Source organism: Chryseobacterium sp. CP-77, assembly GCF_036362765.1.
Classification (GTDB): domain Bacteria; phylum Bacteroidota; class Bacteroidia; order Flavobacteriales; family Weeksellaceae; genus Chryseobacterium; species Chryseobacterium cupriresistens.
Map to the genome: position 1 here is coordinate 1207663 of NZ_CP143637.1, position 17286 is coordinate 1224948.

Annotated in this window: 15 protein-coding genes; 5 read left to right on the plus strand and 10 right to left on the minus strand. The window is 34.9% G+C overall.

Going from position 1 to position 17286, the window contains the following annotated elements; genetic code table 11:
- Nucleotides 1-36: 36 nt before the first annotated feature.
- The 3 genes from V0410_RS05360 to V0410_RS05370 all read right to left on the minus strand — a co-directional run bounded on the left by V0410_RS05360 (nucleotide 37) and on the right by V0410_RS05370 (nucleotide 3707).
- Nucleotides 37-2604, minus strand: coding sequence for a hypothetical protein (locus V0410_RS05360; RefSeq protein ID WP_330746614.1), 2568 nt, complete (start codon nucleotides 2602-2604; stop codon nucleotides 37-39).
- Nucleotides 2605-2627: 23 nt separating this feature from the next.
- The gene (locus tag V0410_RS05365) at nucleotides 2628-3356 is read right to left on the minus strand and encodes a GLPGLI family protein (RefSeq protein ID WP_330746615.1); all 729 of its coding nucleotides are present in this window, start codon (nucleotides 3354-3356) and stop codon (nucleotides 2628-2630) included.
- 66 nt (nucleotides 3357-3422) lie between these two features.
- Nucleotides 3423-3707, minus strand: coding sequence for a hypothetical protein (locus V0410_RS05370; protein ID WP_330746616.1), 285 nt, complete (start codon nucleotides 3705-3707; stop codon nucleotides 3423-3425).
- Nucleotides 3708-3852: 145 nt separating this feature from the next.
- On the opposite strand from V0410_RS05370, the gene V0410_RS05375 reads away from it, so the two are divergent.
- A complete protein-coding gene (locus V0410_RS05375; protein WP_330746617.1) occupies nucleotides 3853-4245 on the plus strand; it encodes a helix-turn-helix domain-containing protein in 393 nt (130 codons plus the stop codon).
- 32 nt (nucleotides 4246-4277) lie between these two features.
- Here the strand turns inward: V0410_RS05375 and V0410_RS05380 are convergent, their stop codons facing one another.
- On the minus strand, nucleotides 4278-5102 hold the full coding sequence (locus tag V0410_RS05380) for a CvfB family protein (RefSeq protein WP_202838803.1): 825 nt from the start codon (nucleotides 5100-5102) through the stop codon (nucleotides 4278-4280).
- Between the two features lie 134 nt (nucleotides 5103-5236).
- Between V0410_RS05380 and V0410_RS05385 the strand changes: the two genes are divergently transcribed.
- Nucleotides 5237-5683 (plus strand): hypothetical protein, encoded by a 447-nt coding sequence (locus V0410_RS05385; RefSeq protein ID WP_330746618.1) that lies wholly within the window; start codon nucleotides 5237-5239, stop codon nucleotides 5681-5683.
- A gap of 139 nt (nucleotides 5684-5822) precedes the next feature.
- Here the strand turns inward: V0410_RS05385 and lpdA are convergent, their stop codons facing one another.
- From lpdA to recQ, 6 genes are all read right to left on the minus strand, one after another.
- Entirely contained in the window at nucleotides 5823-7226 is a 1404-nt protein-coding gene (gene lpdA, locus V0410_RS05390; protein WP_047429636.1) for a dihydrolipoyl dehydrogenase, read from the minus strand.
- 121 nt (nucleotides 7227-7347) lie between these two features.
- Nucleotides 7348-7674, minus strand: a complete 327-nt coding sequence (locus tag V0410_RS05395) for a hypothetical protein (protein ID WP_330746619.1) — start codon at nucleotides 7672-7674, stop codon at nucleotides 7348-7350.
- 65 nt (nucleotides 7675-7739) lie between these two features.
- Nucleotides 7740-8087, minus strand: a complete 348-nt coding sequence (locus V0410_RS05400) for a hypothetical protein (RefSeq protein WP_330746620.1) — start codon at nucleotides 8085-8087, stop codon at nucleotides 7740-7742.
- Between the two features lie 76 nt (nucleotides 8088-8163).
- Nucleotides 8164-9246: a glycosyltransferase gene (locus V0410_RS05405; protein ID WP_330746621.1), complete on the minus strand. Its 1083-nt coding sequence runs from the start codon at nucleotides 9244-9246 to the stop codon at nucleotides 8164-8166.
- Nucleotides 9247-9256: 10 nt separating this feature from the next.
- Nucleotides 9257-9811 (minus strand): hypothetical protein, encoded by a 555-nt coding sequence (locus V0410_RS05410; protein ID WP_330746622.1) that lies wholly within the window; start codon nucleotides 9809-9811, stop codon nucleotides 9257-9259.
- A gap of 1 nt (nucleotide 9812) precedes the next feature.
- A complete protein-coding gene (recQ, locus tag V0410_RS05415) occupies nucleotides 9813-12017 on the minus strand; it encodes a DNA helicase RecQ (protein ID WP_202838796.1) in 2205 nt (734 codons plus the stop codon).
- Between the two features lie 158 nt (nucleotides 12018-12175).
- On the opposite strand from recQ, the gene V0410_RS05420 reads away from it, so the two are divergent.
- The 3 genes from V0410_RS05420 (at nucleotide 12176) to V0410_RS05430 (ending at nucleotide 17281) form a co-directional block, all read left to right on the plus strand.
- Complete coding sequence (locus tag V0410_RS05420) at nucleotides 12176-13135, plus strand: KpsF/GutQ family sugar-phosphate isomerase (protein ID WP_330746623.1); 960 nt, start codon at nucleotides 12176-12178, stop codon at nucleotides 13133-13135.
- Nucleotides 13136-13265: 130 nt separating this feature from the next.
- Nucleotides 13266-14093, plus strand: coding sequence for a twin-arginine translocase subunit TatC (gene tatC, locus V0410_RS05425; protein ID WP_330746624.1), 828 nt, complete (start codon nucleotides 13266-13268; stop codon nucleotides 14091-14093).
- Between the two features lie 227 nt (nucleotides 14094-14320).
- Entirely contained in the window at nucleotides 14321-17281 is a 2961-nt protein-coding gene (locus V0410_RS05430; protein ID WP_330746625.1) for a reprolysin-like metallopeptidase, read from the plus strand.
- Nucleotides 17282-17286 lie beyond the last annotated feature (5 nt).

The window sequence follows — 17286 nt, forward strand, 5'->3', positions numbered from 1 at the left end:
AAGGTATTTGCTTATATTTATATAATAAAAAATAAATCAGAAATTATATTTAAATCCACCCATAATATATCCGTGTAATGCTATAGTTGAAGTTTCATCCCTTCCTAAAAGTGAAACAGAGCTATTTATATAATTAAATGAGTTCAGATTCAATATATTATTCATAGCCAAATTATATTCTAAGACAGAATTTTCTTTCCTGTATGAAATTTGTCCTCCTAATAGAAAATTCTTTATTATATTTTGTTGCGTTTTTTGAATGAGGTATTCTCCCAGAAAACTTCCAATCCATTCATTTTTTATATTTGTTCGAATTCCTAGAGATAATTTTAAATTCTGTTGACTTGAAGTAGTATTAAAAAGACTTTGATTAAAAAATGATTTGGTATATGTATATCCAAAATCAAATTGTATAGGTATTTCCTTAAAATTCGTTAAGAACTTTTGTCCTAATTGAAAATTTTTCAAATTAGTCTGATTAGTTTGATGGTTAATAAAATTATTAGTACGACTATATGATCCTGTAAATTTAGATTTGAGCGAGAGAAAATCCCCTAATCTTCTATCATCAGAAACAAGTAAGAACCAACGGTCATTTAAACTGCCCAGAACATTCAAAGTTTCCGAAAACATCCCATAGTTAGATACATCTGATGTAAAATTAGAATTTGCTTTTTCATACATCAACATTGCAAACAAATAATTTCCTTTTTTCAAATTGAAACGAATAAAATTGAATTTGAATGTTTCAGTATTAATCAAAGTTTCTGGAAACAAGGAAACATTACGCATATATGATAAATCACGATTATAATTTTCATCATATAATAATTGGGTAAATTCGGGAGATTTATACTTATTAAAATATTCGAGCGTTAAAGCTGTCTTTGTATTTGACTTTGGCTGAAATTTTATCTTTATTTTTTTTTCAAAGTAGTGTTTCTCACTCTGATTAAAATTGAGAAAATGAGAACTAATTGCTCCAAAAAAATCAAAGCTGCCCAAATTTTTTTGAGTAAAAATTTCATTTAAAAAATGATAAGTTTTAAGTTTCCTCGCTTCTGATTTATTGGTAAAAGCTTCTAATAATAACGCATTTTCATTTTTATTAGAATATCCTGAACGAAAATTAACCGTAATAAATTTGAAATCATTTTTCAGAAAAAAGTCCAAAGCATACTTTTTAGAATCTGTGTCTAAAATCTGTGCTAATTTATTAAATGAATTTTGAAAAATATTTTCTGTGGAATTTATATCTAATGTTGATTTATAATTATTTTGTTGTTGTAAAAAAGCAAGGATTATTTTAGAACTATTAATTTTTTTGTTCCAAGAAAGAAAATTCCCAAATGTTGTACCTCTAACAGTATTTTCAATATCAAAAATACTGTTTTTAAGAAATGTATTTCTATTTATATCTTGGTCGAAGTTATCTTCCGATGGATTATATCCAAAACTGTAATAAAAAAAACTGCTGTCTGAAAAAGTTTTTTTTACTTTGATTTGAGTTGTTCCAAAATATCCATTATTTTTTTCCAAACGACTTTCATAGAAATTATAGTTTGTTGGTTGCTCTGGAAATGCTGTCCTATTAATTGTTGAGAGTTTCTCTAATTTTGAGCGATCAAAAATTGAAAATGCAGTTACAGATACTTCCTTTCCAGATTTTGAGTATTGCAAAGCTCCAAATTGATTATCTTTTGATTTAACTTTTCCATCATTATTCAAAAAAGTAGGAGTATCTATACCTGTTCCTCCATCTATATTAACTGCTTCTTCCTGTTTATTCATGTCATAAAAATCCATTATTCCTATGGGATCTTTTGCAATGGAATTGACATCTGTAATTAAAGCTAAATTTCCAACCTTACTAAATTTGAATAGATTGGCATGAGCAAGATAACTATTTTTATTTCCATAATTGGCTTCAATGTTCCCTGTAATTCTTTCTTTATATTCATCTTTAAGTTTTAAGTTCAATGCGGTAGATTGATTTCCACTAACTGTTGTATAGTTCTGCCAAAAATCAATGCCCTCAATCATATCAGCAGAAATATTTTGTGTAGACATTGTATGATTTCTTCCAAAAAGTTCGTTTCCATCAATCAAAACTTGTCCTACAATATCTCCATTATGGGTTACTTTTCCATTTTCATTGATCTCTAATCCTGGTAATTTTTTGATCAGATCTTCTACGGTTCTTTCAGTTCCATCTTTAATTGCCTTAATATTGTACGAAATAGTATCACCCTTTGCAGTTGCAATCTTGGGCCGTGATTTTATTTCTACCTCTTTTATCTCTGTGATCTGTTGCTCCAACGTAATTTCAAAATCTGACTTTTCCGATATATTAATTTCTACAAATTTTGTTTTGTAGAGTAATGAAGTAAATTTTAAAGTATAAACTCCTTTTGTCGAGATATTAATATTACAAATTCCTTGTAAATCAGTTTTTTTGAATTGCAATGTTCGTCCATTTTGTTGAAGTTGGACATTGATGTTATCAAGTTGTTTTCCTTGCTGGTCAACAACCTTTATCAAAATATTTTGTGAAAAGTACACACCGAATAAAAAAAGAAATAACAATGTAACAACATCTTTCATACTTTTTAATATTCAATTTAATTCTACTTAGAATTTTGCATTTTTTGTTTAAATGCATCTAAATTTTCTCTTCCATTCTTTCTCATTTTATCCCTGCCTTCTTTTATTTTTGTCTCCAATTCTAGTCCTTTATAGACAGAAAGCTTGGAGTCCATTTTTTTTATTTCGTGTTCTTTACAATCTTTGGAAATATGAGTGGCATAACACAAATATTTAGAATTTTCAACTTTCAAAACCAAACCTGGCAGGCTGTTAAAATTATAGGGTCCTGCAGACACTGGAATTTCCTCAGTATACCATACTTTACTGATAGTATTACCTGTTTTGACAATTGCTAGTTTACAGAGATAATTTTCAATAGTCAGATTTTCATCCTTATATTCAATCTCAGAGCTGCTGTCTGGATAATATCCATAGAATTCCTCAACTCTGTAATCGTTTAACTGATAATAACTGTTTTGGTTTTTAAATTTAAAGTATTCCTTTTTTTGTTTTTTATTTATGTTTTTTTCATCCGATACTAGTTCTGTAAAATAAGAATTTCCCTCATAATAGTAGAGAATACAAAACTCGGGGCGCTTTTTTAGCTGTTCTATTTTTTTCAGCATTTGATCTTTCATTTCATCAGATAACTTTGCGCCTCCCCAGGAAACATTAGTTTGATGAATAACTTCGTAGTTTACTTTTAATTTTTCCTGTGAATGGATAAATATTGAAAAAAAGAATAAAAAGAATATAAAAGATTTATACATTTCAAAATAAATTTAGAAAGATAAGAGACTTAAATAAGCCTCTTATCAAATTAAGTATAGTACTAATTAGTACCAAATATAGAGGCTAACTTCAGCATTGTCACATTCATAACTTATCTCCATTGACCCTTGATACTCTAATTCTCCATCAACTTCATCAAAAAAAGCATGAATATCCGTACAAGTTGCTTTTAATAAATCTTCTTCAATAGAATTGATTTGATGAGCTTTTACAACTTGCTTTACTTCTTTTGCTGTTGTAGTTTTTACTTCATTTTTTTGCACATTATCTTTGGCGAAGCCTAAAGTCGCTCCTGTGAATAATAACGCAGTAAATAATTTTTTTTTCATAAAATGAATTTTAATTTGTAATAATTTAATACACTAAAAAAACATTTGTGCACTTGTGTTTTTCATAATCTAAACTAAACATATTGCTCAATGCAGAGAAATACTTTTAGTGAAAAATCTATACTTTTGAGAAAAATAAATACAAATGATGGAAATTGAAAAAATTATTGAGAAAATTGCCCAACAAAGGAGTAAAAAAGGCTATACTTTTGAAAACATGGCTGATGAGTTAGACATAACTCCAGCAGCTTACCGTAAAATAGAGACAGGCGAAACCAAACTAAGTGTAGAAAGATTAATAAAAATTTCTAAAATTCTTGAAGAAGACTTATTTAACTTTCTAAATGTCAATAGAAATACAACCCATAGTCTGACTAATGAAGGCAACAGTAGTTGTGGTTATGCTGAAGCTATTAATAATGACTACAAAGAGATAATTAAAGATATTAAAGAAGCCTATGACAAACTCATCCAGTCAAAAGACGACCAGATAGTCATGCTAAAAGAACAAATTTCATTTTTGAAAGAAAAAAAATAAAAACGGACAGAAATTTCTGCCCGTTTTTTGTTTTATAATAATTTGATTTTATCGTCTGAGATATCGATGATCTTATCTTTATAAAGTCCTCCGATTGCTTTCTTGAAGTTTTTCTTACTCATCTGAAGCTCATCTTTAATCTCTTCAGGAGAAGATTTATCGGATACATACAAAAGTCCGTAATTTTCTTCCAGTTTGTTCAGAATCTTTTGTTTGAACTCATCAATATTTTCAAAACCTTCCGGCTGTAAAGAAACATCTATTTTACCGTCTTCACGGATCGCTTTGATGTATCCTGTTTCTTCTGACAATGGATACAGCTTTTTGAAAACATCGGAAGCATAGATCAAACCAATGTATTTTTTGTTGATGATCACATTCCAGCCCAGTTCACTTTCGTTCATCATAATCAGATCTACTTTGTCTCCTTTTTTGAACGGAAGATCATCATACTGAGGATTTCTTTTGAATTTTGTAGTACCTGTAATCAGTTCCATATCTTCATCTACATAGATATATACCAGATATCTTTTTCCTTCGATGATTTTGGTTTTCTGCTGTTTGTAAGGAATAAATAAATCTTTAATGATTCCCCAATCCATAAAAGCTCCGCTAGGAAGGCTTTGTACACAGCTCATTACTGCAAATTCACCTACTTCAGCCAAAGGAATTTCAGTGGTTGCTTTTAATTTATCGTCATCCTGATATACAAAAACTTCAACTTCTTCACCTGTTTCTTTTTCTTCCTGAATAAAGATTTTAGGCAGAAAAGCCTTCTCACCGGATTCATCTACGAGGATCCATCCTGAATTAATTTTTTCTGAAATTGTTAAAGTTTGAGTTTTTCCGAGTTGCATTGATGATAAAATTAGCTGACAAAGGTACGGAAATTTGAAGATGCTAACCTAGTCAATGCTATTATAATTCTTTAAAGGTCCATCTTCATCTTTTGTAAAGCCTCTGAAACCTTTATATTTGAACAAAAATAATCATGAGAAAATTGATAATACTACCTCTTATTTTTTTAACGTTTTTTTCAAATGCTCAGCTGCTGGAAAAAACAGCATTGGGTATTTCCTATCGTTATACCGGAAGAAATGTTCTTCAGGCAGGATTGGAATACAGATTAGGAAATAATTATGTAGGTTCTATTATCCTTGGCCCTTCTTTACTTTATACCCATGTTAATGATAAAGATAAATTTATTCCTGAGATCAATGTCAATATTCTTCGTGCCGGGCTTTTGATCGGAGTCTCTGCTAATCCCTATTCATTGGAACCGAGAATAGGTTTTTCCTTATTTAATGCGGTATTTCTCAATACAGGATATGCTTTTCCCATTCATAAAGAAAAATATTTTAAAGGGATAACCTTTGGGATCCAGTTCAACATTGCACCAAAAGATTCTAAGTTTTATGACCATCTGAAAATGATGTAAACAGTTATTGGCTTATAGATGATTTTTTTTTCCAAACCAGGTTTCGTTCTTTACAGCAAAAATCTATAAAAAAGGCTGTCTCCAAAAGAAACAGCCTTTAATTTTAAATATTTAAATGATTAAATCTTTTAATCAGATATTACATATGAATAGGTCTTTTTGCTGTAGCATCCAATGCAGCTTCTTTGATAGCTTCTGCATAGGTTGGGTGAGCGTGAGAACTTCTTGCGATGTCTTCAGCGCTTGCACGGAACTCCATAGCAATTACTCCTTCTGCAATAAGGTCAGCAGCTCTTGCTCCTACGATGTGCATTCCTAAAACCTCATCAGTTTTTTCGTCTGCAATAATCTTCACAAGACCGTCGATATCACCACTTGCACGGCTTCTACCTAAAGCTCTCATCGGGAAAGATCCTACTTTGTAAGCAACACCTTCTTCTTTTAGCTGCTCTTCAGTTTTACCAACTCCAGCAACTTCCGGCCATGTGTACACAACACCAGGAATCAGGTTATAGTTGATGTGAGGTTTTTGTCCTGCCAATGTTTCAGCAACGAAAACTCCTTCTTCTTCAGCTTTGTGAGCAAGCATAGCCCCTTTGATAACGTCACCGATCGCATAGATATTAGCAACATTAGTCTGCAGGTGATCGTTTACTTTTACTCTTCCTCTTTCGTCAAGCTCTACACCTGCCTTTTCAAGACCAAGACCGTCTGTGTAAGGTTTTCTACCTACAGAAACCAAACAGTAATCTCCTTCTACAACTACTTCTTCACCTTTTTTATCTTTAGCCGTGATCTTTACAGTATCTCCGTTTCTTTCAACTGCAGAAACCGCAGTAGAAAGCATAAACTTCATTCCTTGTTTTTTAAGAACTTTAGTCAATTCTTTGCTTAAAGCTCCATCCATTCCAGGGATGATTTTATCCATAAATTCAACAACCGTTACCTGAGCTCCCAATCTTAGGTATACAGAACCTAGTTCAAGACCAATAACTCCACCTCCGATTACAACTAAATGCTTAGGAATTTCTTTAAGGTTTAAAGCTTCCGTAGAAGTAATCACTCTTTCTTTGTCTAAAGAGATGAAAGGCAGTGTAGATGGTTTAGAACCTGTTGCAATAATGGTATATTTAGACTCGATCGTTTCTGAAGAACCGTCGTTTTTAGTCACTTTAATCTGAGTAGCAGATTCGAAGCTTCCTACTCCTTCAAAAACAGTAATCTGATTTTTGTTCATCAGGTAGCTGATTCCGTCAGTATTCTGCTTGATCACTTCGTTTTTACGTTCGATCATTCTGGCAATATCCGCTTGCGGCTCGTTGATGATGATTCCGTGACCTGCAAAATTATGTTTTGCATTTTCGAAATGCTCAGAGCTGTCAAGAAGTGCTTTTGACGGAATACATCCAACGTTAAGACAAGTTCCGCCTAAAGTTGAATATTTTTCAATAATTGCTGTTTTGAAACCTAACTGTGCTGCACGGATTGCAGCAACATAACCACCGGGACCGGAACCTATTACGGTAACATCGAATTGACTCATGTTATTGTATGAATTTGTTTATTATTATCTATCTTAATTCTCACAAATTTACATATAAATTACCAAGCACCAAAGTGAGTTTTATCAATTTTATTGAATTTCATATTTTAAAAAATAACTTTTATCTATTGGCTTTTATCCAGATAATCACCGCCAAAAAAATTAGAATCATTCCCATTTTAATCCCTCCCAAAACCATCATTATTATCCCTGAAAAAATAACTATGATTCCTGCTATATATAACATGATACTGATAACAGAACGATATTTATTTTTTTTCTTTAACATCTCCTGCTTATCAGTATGGATACCTTTCATTACTTCATCTACAACTTGTTGGTTGTAGCCTTCCTGAAGAATTAACCGATAAATATATTTTTCACTATAATTTTCGGCTACATAGCTATTATATTTATTAAATATTTCTCTTTTTAATTCGTCATTCATGGTTAAATATGGTTAATTGGTAAAGTAAATTTCTATTTTTTTCTACATATTTTGTTAAAGAGCTGCTAATCCAACCTCAGACTTCCTTGTCCAATGGTTCCCGTACTTTCAAAAAATGAGCCTCCATAGACATACCATTCAAGGCTTTCCAGATATTCCACAGCGTTTTCAGGAGTAATGTGAGGGCGGTCTTTTTTCGAAACAATGCCTTTGTACCATCTTCCTGATTTGGAATAATGCTCATATTCCACAAAATAATGAATCCAGATTCTCTGGCACAATTTGCACTGTTGGATAGACACTTCTCCATATCTTCCGTTGGTATGATCGGTCCCTAATTCTGAACTCCTGAACTCCGTATAATGGAAATCAGGTTTCTCACAGGCACATCCTAATTTTTGGATTTTATTCATGAATAAAATGGGTTTTCAGATAAAATTGACAGCCCCAAAAGTAAGAAATTAACAGTCTATAAAGCAAATGGAGTCATCAGGGTTTGATCAGATCCAATAAGACCTTTTCATATTTATCCAGAATAATATTTTTTGAGAACCTTGATTTAATGGAATTTTTTACAGCATCCCGATTATAATTGCCCTGAAGTATCCTTACAATCTCCTGGGCAAACCTGTCATGATTCTCAATATCTGCAATCTCTCCGTTTATATTATGCTGGATAATCTCGTTGATTCCACCGGGACAGTTATTGGCTAGGGAATAAGTTCCGCAGGCACCAGCTTCCAGAAGAACGTTGGGGAACCCTTCGTATCGTGAAGAAAGCACAAATAAGTCCGCATATTTAAGATACTGGTAGGGATTTTCCTGTCTGCCATGGAAAATCACCTTTTTTAATCCTAAAAGTTCCTTTGTCTGAAGCAGAAGATCTTTGTCTTTTCCATCACCCAGAATATGAAGCATAATATTTTCATTCTTCAGTCTTGAAAAAACCTTCAGCAGGTTATCAAACCCTTTTCTGGAAGACAGATTCCCAATGGCCACTACATTTTTATAATTGTATTTGAAGCATTCGGGTTTTAAAGACAAGGCCATTTTATCTTCAATGAAATCAAAGTCTACAGGATTATTGATCTTGACAATTTTTTTCTTTTTAATATTAAAATTATCGACAAGATCTTTCATCATATCATCGCTTTGAGCAATGATTTTCTGATAGTTGTTGTAAAAATTATAGAAAAACTTAATCTCTTTGCGGGTTACATGCTGGGTGACAACATTAGTTTCCCTCGCAATAAATTTCGTTCTTGGAAACAGTTTTATAAACAGGGATAAATAAGCATTTACCTCACCAAAACCTGAAAAGACTATATCCGGTTTTCTTCTGTAGATCTCTCCTAAAATAGGTCTTAATGAATGTCTTATTCTTTCAGTATTGATATCGATAATTTCAACATCTTTTTTCAGAAAATTCAAATATCCGCCTTGTTTACGTAACAGCAAAATCTTAGGCTCGAACCGATCTCTGGAAAGATGATTCGCTATTGTGGTAACAATCCTTTCTGCACCCCCGGTTTCTAAGTCCGGCAGAATAAATATGACAGATATTTTTTTCATCAATGTAAAGTTAGTAAAAAGTTTTGTTAACCTTTAATCCCATTTCGTTAAATAAAGGAATAATTTCGTTAATATTTTCAACACTTAGAAAGGCATATTTATCTTCAGTAAAATTAACACCTCTTCTTTTAAAAAAAGAAAAACTCTCATCATCTTTACCCAAAAAAGTCTCAGGTTCACCAAAAATAATATTACCAAAATGTTTAGTATTCATTTCGGCATTTACTTCCTTTATTTCATTCAATTCCTTATACTTTACAATCTTCCCATTTGCCTTTTCAACAATAGCTATTCTTTGATTTGTAATGACATAATAATTGTTTTTCAGTCTCCAATACTTTACAATCCATCTGAAAAAAGCAACATATAAAGCATTACAAAAAACACCAAATCCTATTATTGAAAAAAGCCAAAAGCTGGAATTTAAACTACTTGTAATGAAAAACATACCTATTGCAAGGTAGAATATAGAAAAAGCTATCCTCAACTTTTCTGTCATATTAAAAAAGAAACTCTTCTTAGGAAGAATTTCTTTTAAAATTATTTCGTTATTGTTTAGAATCATTTTAGTTCGCTACGTCACTGATGAATTTAATTCTCAACATTCGCACTTCTTCATCAGACAGCTCATCCCCGAATTCGTCCAGCAAAACTTTCATGCTGTCGCTTTCAGATTCGTTCATGAATTCCATGAATCCGTCTACAATGTCTTCATCAAAGTTGTCTTCAATATAATAATCGATATTGAGTTTGGTTCCCTGGTAAACGATCCTTTCCATCTCTTTCAGGAGTTCATCCATAGAAAGGTTCTTAGCTCTTGCTATATCTTCAAGATCAATCTTTTTATCAGTGCTCTGGATAATGAAAACTTTATGGCTGGATTTATTGGCCACCTGCTTCAATACCATATCCTGAGTACGTTCGATATTGTTATCTTCTACGTATGTTTTGATGTAGTCTGCGAATTCTTTACCGTATTTTTTGGCTTTTCCTTCTCCTACACCATAGATTTTGGTGATCTCATCTACTGTAATCGGATACTGAACCGTCATATCCTCCAAACTTGGGTCCATAAATACGGTGTATGGTGGAATTCCATGTTTTTTGGCTACTTTCTTTCTTAATTCTTTCAACAGGTTAAAAAGATTCTGATCCAGACCACCTCCGGCCTGCTGCTGTACCTGATCACTCTCAGCTTTCGCCTGGGTAAGATCAAATTCTCTGTCTTCAGCAATTAAAAAAGTATCTTTAGATTTGCCATTCAGAACACTTTTCCCTTTCTCTGTAATTTTTAAAACCCCATAGGTTTCAATATCTTTCTGTAAAAAATTCTGAACAGTCGCCTGTCTTAAAATTGTTTTCCAGTAGTTATCTTTTTCATCCTTTCCAAAGCCAAAGTGAGAACTTTGTTCAAGCTTATAGGATTTCGTCACCGCATTTTCTTTTCCTACAATGACGGATATCAGATCTTTTGATTTGAACTTTTCGCCTGTGTCTCTAATAAGCTCCAACGCCTTTTTTAAATCGGCAGTAGCATCTTTCAATTTTGGTGGATTGGATGAGTTGTCACACATCTTTGCTCCGTCTCCGTTCACAGGATCGAAACTTTCTCCAAAATAGTACAGGATATATTGTCTTCTGCTCATGGAAGTTTCGGCATAGCCTACCACTTCATTCAGAAGCTGTAATCCGATTTCTCTTTCTGAAACAGGCTTCTGAGCCAGGAATTTTTCCAGTTTTTCGATATCCTTCGGATCATAGAATGCCAGGCAGTGGCCTTCTCCTCCGTCTCTTCCAGCTCTTCCTGTTTCCTGGTAATAACTTTCCAGTGATTTCGGGAAGTCGTAATGGATCACAAAACGTACATCCGGTTTATCAATTCCCATCCCGAAGGCAATGGTGGCTACAATAACATCTACCTCTTCCATCAGGAATTTATCCTGATTCGCTACTCTCACTTTTTGGTCAAGACCGGCATGATAAGGCAGAGCGTTGATTCCGTTCACCTGCAGAAGCTGGGCAAATTCTTCCACTTTTCTACGGCTCAGGCAGTATACAATTCCTGATTTTCCTTTATGCTGATTGATAAATTTTACGATTTCCTTATCTACATTGATTTTAGGACATACTTCGTAATAGAGATTAGGACGGTTAAAGCTTTCTTTAAACACCAATGCATTGGTCATTCCTAAAGTTTTCTGGATATCATCCTGAACCTTAGGAGTAGCAGTAGCCGTTAAAGCAATCACCGGTACATTGGCGATTTTGTCTATAATCTGTTTCAGATTTCTGTATTCCGGTCTGAAATCATGTCCCCACTCTGAAATACAGTGAGCCTCGTCGATAGCAAAGAAAGAAATTTTCACTTCTTTCAAAAAATCCAGGTAATCATCTTTAATTAATGATTCAGGAGCTACATACAGAAGCTTGGTTTTGCCGCTTTTGATATCGTCAAAAACCTGTTTGGTCTGCGTTTTGTTTAATGATGAATTCAGTACATGTGCTACCCCATCATCAGATGAAAGGCCGTTCACGGCATCTACCTGATTTTTCATCAACGCTATCAGGGGCGAAACTACTATTGCCGTTCCTTCCGAAATAAGAGCCGGAAGCTGGTAACATAATGATTTTCCGCCACCTGTAGGCATTAAAACAAATATATCCTTCCCATTCAATAGGTTATCTATAATCTGTTCCTGCTGGCCCTTAAATGTAGAAAACCCAAAATACTTTTTCAATTCGCCTGATAAATTGGCTTTTTTTGCGCTCATCTAATTTTCTATTGCTAAATTTGCATCTCACCCAAAGTTATAAAAATTCTGCTTAAAATAAAAGCGAACGAATTTATAAAAAATAAAATTTATATTAAATATTCTTTTTAAAATATAACATTTTTTAGGAACTTTTTTGTATACCTTATCATCGTAAAATGGATAGAACCAACATTATATCAATTGCAAAAAGCACTTTAGAAATAGAAATTTCTGAACTTGAAAAATTAAAAAACAGAATTGATGACGAATTTGCCCGTGCAGTAGAGATCATTCATTCAGCAAAAGGGAAGCTCATTGTTGTAGGAATCGGAAAATCGGCACATGTGGGTAACAAAATTGTTGCTACATTAAACTCAACAGGTACGCCTTCACAGTTTTTACATGCTTCGGAAGCGATTCATGGTGATCTTGGAGTTATTCAGAAACAGGACGTGGTTTTGTGTATCTCGAATTCAGGAAATTCTCCGGAAATTGCCAATCTGGTTCCTTATTTAAAAGATTACTCTTCTTCTTTAATTGGAATGACCGGAAACAGATCCAGTAAACTGGCAGAATTTTCCGAAGTTATTCTGGATACTCATGTTGATATCGAAGCCTGCCCGAATAAGCTGGCTCCCACCAGCTCTACTACAATACAAATGGCATTGGGCGATGCGCTGGCTGTTGCTTTAATGGAACTGAATGATTTCAAAGCGAATGATTTTGCCAAATTCCACCCGGGAGGAAGTTTAGGAAAAAACCTGACATCAAAAGTAGAACAGTTCCTTTCTTCCCAAAAGCCTCAGGTTACGGAAGATTCTTCAATAAGAGATGTCATTATTTCCATCAGTGCTTCAAGCCACGGAATCACGGTGGTAACGAATGGAGACCAGATTATTGGCGTTATTACAGACGGAGATTTAAGAAGAATGCTGATGAAAGGAGAAGATATTGGTAAGGTGTCAGCTAAAGATATCATGTCTGCCCGTCCGAGAACAATTGAAAAAGGTGCTTTGGCCAAAGAAGCCATGAAAATTCTGAAAGAAAATAACATTGGTCAGCTTGTTGTTACAGAAAACGGGAAGTATTTCGGAATTATCGATCTGCATAAACTGTTAGACGAAGGGATTAATTAGAACTTATAAATCAGAGCAGATGTTAAACTGAGGGATGATTTTGCAGATTACAAGTAAAATCTAACTAATCATTCACAGACTCTTGCTTCTGTCATTTTTTTTATAAATTTGCGCTTTAAAATTTTATTCTGTGAGTGAAGGTAAAGACATGTCCTTTCTTGGGCATATAGGAGAATTAAGAGGGCACCTGATCCGATCGATTATTGCTATCATAGTTGCCGCTTTTGTGGTAGGCTTTAACATCAACTGGATTATGGACCATATCTTTTTTGGGCCTACCAGAAATGATTTCCCTACCTTCAGACTTGTTAATCATTTTTCAAGAATGATTTTAGGTGAAGACAGTATTCATCTTCCAAAGGACTTTCCTGTTCGCGTACAAAGATTGTATCAGCAGTTTAATGTCATGATGGCTGTTTCAATTTTTGGCGGGATGGTAGCGGCATTTCCTTATATTGTATGGGAACTGTGGCGTTTTATCAGTCCGGCTTTACATCCGAGAGAGAAAAAAAATTCTATTTATATTATTAATGCGGTATGGATGCTTTTTATGACCGGAGTTTTATGCGGTTATTTTTTAATCCTTCCGTTTGCAGTCAATTTCGGGGTTATTTTTAAAATCTCAGATATTATTGTTCCCCTTTATGATTTAAGTGATTATACCACATTATTTTTACAGGTGGTTTTGGGTATGGGTGTTATTTTCCTTTTCCCGATTCTGATCTATTTCCTTACCAGCATCGGAATTCTTACGCCTACGTTCATGAAAACTTACCGTCGCCACGCTATTGTTTTAATTATGGTAGTAGCTGCAATCATTACTCCGGCAGACGTTTTAAGTATGCTGATGGCTGCATTCCCGCTGTTGATTTTATATGAATTCAGCATCATGATGTGTACGTTCACTTATAAAAAAGTACAGAAAAACAACGCAAATCTTCCTGCAGTACAGAAATAAACAGTGTTTTTTACTCATAAAAGCATAAGCGCTACTATTCAGTTGAATAGTAGCGCTTATTTTAGATAAAAATATTAATCTTAATTAGATTTATTCTTAATTTAATTAAAAACAACAATAAAATTCAACCAACAATATAAAGTTTGGAATAATTAACACAGTTATATCAACATTTCTTTTAAAAAAATACGCTATCTTTAAAAACTTTAACAACAATCAATAAAAATATGAAAAAGAAAATTATTTTCGTCTGTGCACTGGCTTTAAGTCTGGGCGGTTTGCAGGCACAACGCTGGGAACCTGTCTCGGAAAAAATTACCCCGATAAGAAAGGAAGTAAAGGTAGAATATGCCTACAAATTTGACCTTTCTGCATTAAGAAATCAACTAAAGGATGCTCCTGAAGCAGGAAAAGGTGGAAACGCTGTAATCGTTTCTATCCCTACAGCAGATGGAAGAATTGAAAGGTTTTCGGTTTACAGTTCACCCGTAGTTGAAAAATCTATGGCAGACCGATACGAATTGGGAGCATATGCCGGTATCGGGTTAGATAATCCACATAAACAAATCCGGTTCAGTACAGCACCTAATGATTTCCAATCTATGACATTCGATACTGATTCAGGAAAATACGAATTCATAGAACCTATTAATAAAGAAAAGGATGTATACGGAGTCTTTTTCAAATCCAACAAATCCCATGAAGACCCTTTCGAATGCAGAACTGCTGAGCCTGAGAAGGCAAAGAAAGAAATGAATAAGCTGCTTAAAACAAAAAACGTTTTAAAGGGTTTAGGGAGCGCTAATAAAAGTAACGAGCAAAAATACAGAACCTACAGAATTGCGATCTCCGTAAACGGTGAATACACGCAACTTGCCGGAAGTGTTCCTGCAGCAGCAGCCCGTATTAACGCTACAATGAACCGTGTAAATGGTGTTTTTGAAAAAGACTTCGGAATCCATATGATTGTGCAGGATCTTCCACAGCTCATATTTCCCAATCCCGCTACGGATCCTTATTCGGATGTAATAACCAATACAAATGGTACCTATAGTGCTCCCGCAGCATGGAACCTTCAGCTTCAGCAAACTCTTACCAATACCGCTGGTGTAGGTAACGCAGCCTATGATATAGGACATTTCTTTGGCCACAGAGGTGGCGGCGGAAGTGCCGGAGATGTAGGAAATGTCTGCAGAAACCCTGCAAACAACAATGATGCTACTTCTAAAGGAGCAGGAATAACTTCTCCTTCTACTCCGGATCAGCCTTTTGGAGATAATTATGATATCGATTTTGTAGCGCATGAGATTGGCCACCAGTTCGGTGCTGCACACACCATGTCTATTGCTTTGCACGGAGCCCACATGGAACCGGGATCAGGATCTTCTATTATGGGATATGCCGGTATTACCAACTATAATGTTCAGATGCATTCTGATGCTTATTTCCATACCAAAAACATTGAAGAAGTAGGAGCCTACGTTAATGCTCAGGACTGTGGAATTATTACGAATGTGGCAAATACACCACCTTCTATTCAGCCAATGGCTAATAAAATGATCCCTAAGGGAACAGCTTTTGTGTTAACAGCTTCTGCAACAGATACACAAAATGATCCGATGACCTATACCTGGGAACAGTATGATCTGGCTACATCTGCTTTTGGTCCGGTAAGTGCAACCAGAAATAATGGTGCGAATTTCAGATCTCTGATGCCTACCACTTCCCCTACCCGTTATTTCCCTAAATTCACCAATGTTCTTAATGGTACTCTTACCAGCCCTACAGACTGGGAAACGGTATCCAATATCCCAAGAACGATGAATTTCAAGGTAACGGTGAGAGATAACAATCCGGATGTTGCACAGCAGCAGACACAGAGCAGCCTGATGAAGGTGGACATAGGAAATGAAGGTCCTTTCAAAGTGACTTCAACCACCGTTTACAATAATACACCGGGAGCTGTTACCTGGGATGTCGTAAACACTAATAATGCTCCATACAATGTTCAGAATGTTAAAATAGATTATACTACAGATAATGGAACGACATGGACAGTTATCAGCCCATCTACTGCCAATGACGGATCTGAACCGTTTTCATTCTCTTCTCTGGCTACAGGTACAGGTGTAAAAATAAGAGTAAGTGCCATTGACAATGTATTCTATGCCATTGGGAATGCCACTGTTTCCGCATCAGCCGGCGCCTGTACAACATCTGCTCCTGCAGGAGTTACGGTAAGTGGTATTACCAGAACATCTGCATCTGTAAACTGGACAGCGTTAATTGGAGCAACGTATTCTGTACAATACAGAAAAGTGGGGACAGCCACATGGACTACTGTTCCTGTTTCAACAAATTCTTATAATATTTCAGGGCTTACAGAAGCTACTCAATATGAAGTACAGGTAGCCAATGTTTGTAGTGCTTCGGTTGGTTCTTATTCAGCTTCAACGAATTTTACCACATTATCTTTTGCTAAATGTTCAATCACCGGAACCAATGCCGCTGACGAGTATATTTCCAATGTTACGGTAACCGGCGCAGGAATGAGCCCCGTTTCAAACACCAGCAGCAACACTCCTTACACAGACTACACTACTGATCCATCGAAACTGATTACCCTTATGTCCGGATCTTCAGGGAATAATATAAGCATCACCAAGGCGTGGACGAGCTCACAGTATAACGATGGAGTAACCGCCTGGATCGATTTCAACAAAGACGGAGTATTCTCTTCTTCTGAAGTAATCTACACCAGCGCACCAAGCATAGCAACACCGGTTTCCGGAACATTCTCCGTACCTGCTGATGCTTATACGGGTGGCAACGTTATTATGAGAGTTGTATTAGGATATGAAAGCCAGCCAAGCAGCGGATGCAGCAACCAGCAGTATGGTGAGGTTGAAGATTATCCGGTATTGATCCAGCAGCAGCTTTCCACCAGTGAGACAGTGAAGGATAAGAGTCCAATTCAGATCTACCCTAACCCGGCAAGTGATGTATTGAATGTAACTGAAATCTCATCTAAAGCTCAGTTTATCATTACGAATATGGCGGGTCAGAAAGTTATGAACGGACCTATTAATGATAATAAAATCTCTGTTTCAAAATTAACGACAGGAACTTATATTATTTCAATTGAAGACAAAGGAACAACTTCAAATCTGAAATTCATCAAAAAATAAAACCT

Coding starts and splice junctions, on each gene's coding strand:
- V0410_RS05360 (WP_330746614.1), bottom strand. CDS start 2,604: ATGAAAGATGTTGTTACATTGTTATTTCTTTTTTTATTCGGTGTGTAC.
- V0410_RS05365 (WP_330746615.1), bottom strand. CDS start 3,356: ATGTATAAATCTTTTATATTCTTTTTATTCTTTTTTTCAATATTTATC.
- V0410_RS05370 (WP_330746616.1), bottom strand. CDS start 3,707: ATGAAAAAAAAATTATTTACTGCGTTATTATTCACAGGAGCGACTTTA.
- V0410_RS05375 (WP_330746617.1), top strand. CDS start 3,853: ATGATGGAAATTGAAAAAATTATTGAGAAAATTGCCCAACAAAGGAGT.
- V0410_RS05380 (WP_202838803.1), bottom strand. CDS start 5,102: ATGCAACTCGGAAAAACTCAAACTTTAACAATTTCAGAAAAAATTAAT.
- V0410_RS05385 (WP_330746618.1), top strand. CDS start 5,237: ATGAGAAAATTGATAATACTACCTCTTATTTTTTTAACGTTTTTTTCA.
- lpdA (WP_047429636.1), bottom strand. CDS start 7,226: ATGAGTCAATTCGATGTTACCGTAATAGGTTCCGGTCCCGGTGGTTAT.
- V0410_RS05395 (WP_330746619.1), bottom strand. CDS start 7,674: ATGAATGACGAATTAAAAAGAGAAATATTTAATAAATATAATAGCTAT.
- V0410_RS05400 (WP_330746620.1), bottom strand. CDS start 8,087: ATGAATAAAATCCAAAAATTAGGATGTGCCTGTGAGAAACCTGATTTC.
- V0410_RS05405 (WP_330746621.1), bottom strand. CDS start 9,246: ATGAAAAAAATATCTGTCATATTTATTCTGCCGGACTTAGAAACCGGG.
- V0410_RS05410 (WP_330746622.1), bottom strand. CDS start 9,811: ATGATTCTAAACAATAACGAAATAATTTTAAAAGAAATTCTTCCTAAG.
- recQ (WP_202838796.1), bottom strand. CDS start 12,017: ATGAGCGCAAAAAAAGCCAATTTATCAGGCGAATTGAAAAAGTATTTT.
- V0410_RS05420 (WP_330746623.1), top strand. CDS start 12,176: ATGGATAGAACCAACATTATATCAATTGCAAAAAGCACTTTAGAAATA.
- V0410_RS05430 (WP_330746625.1), top strand. CDS start 14,321: ATGAAAAAGAAAATTATTTTCGTCTGTGCACTGGCTTTAAGTCTGGGC.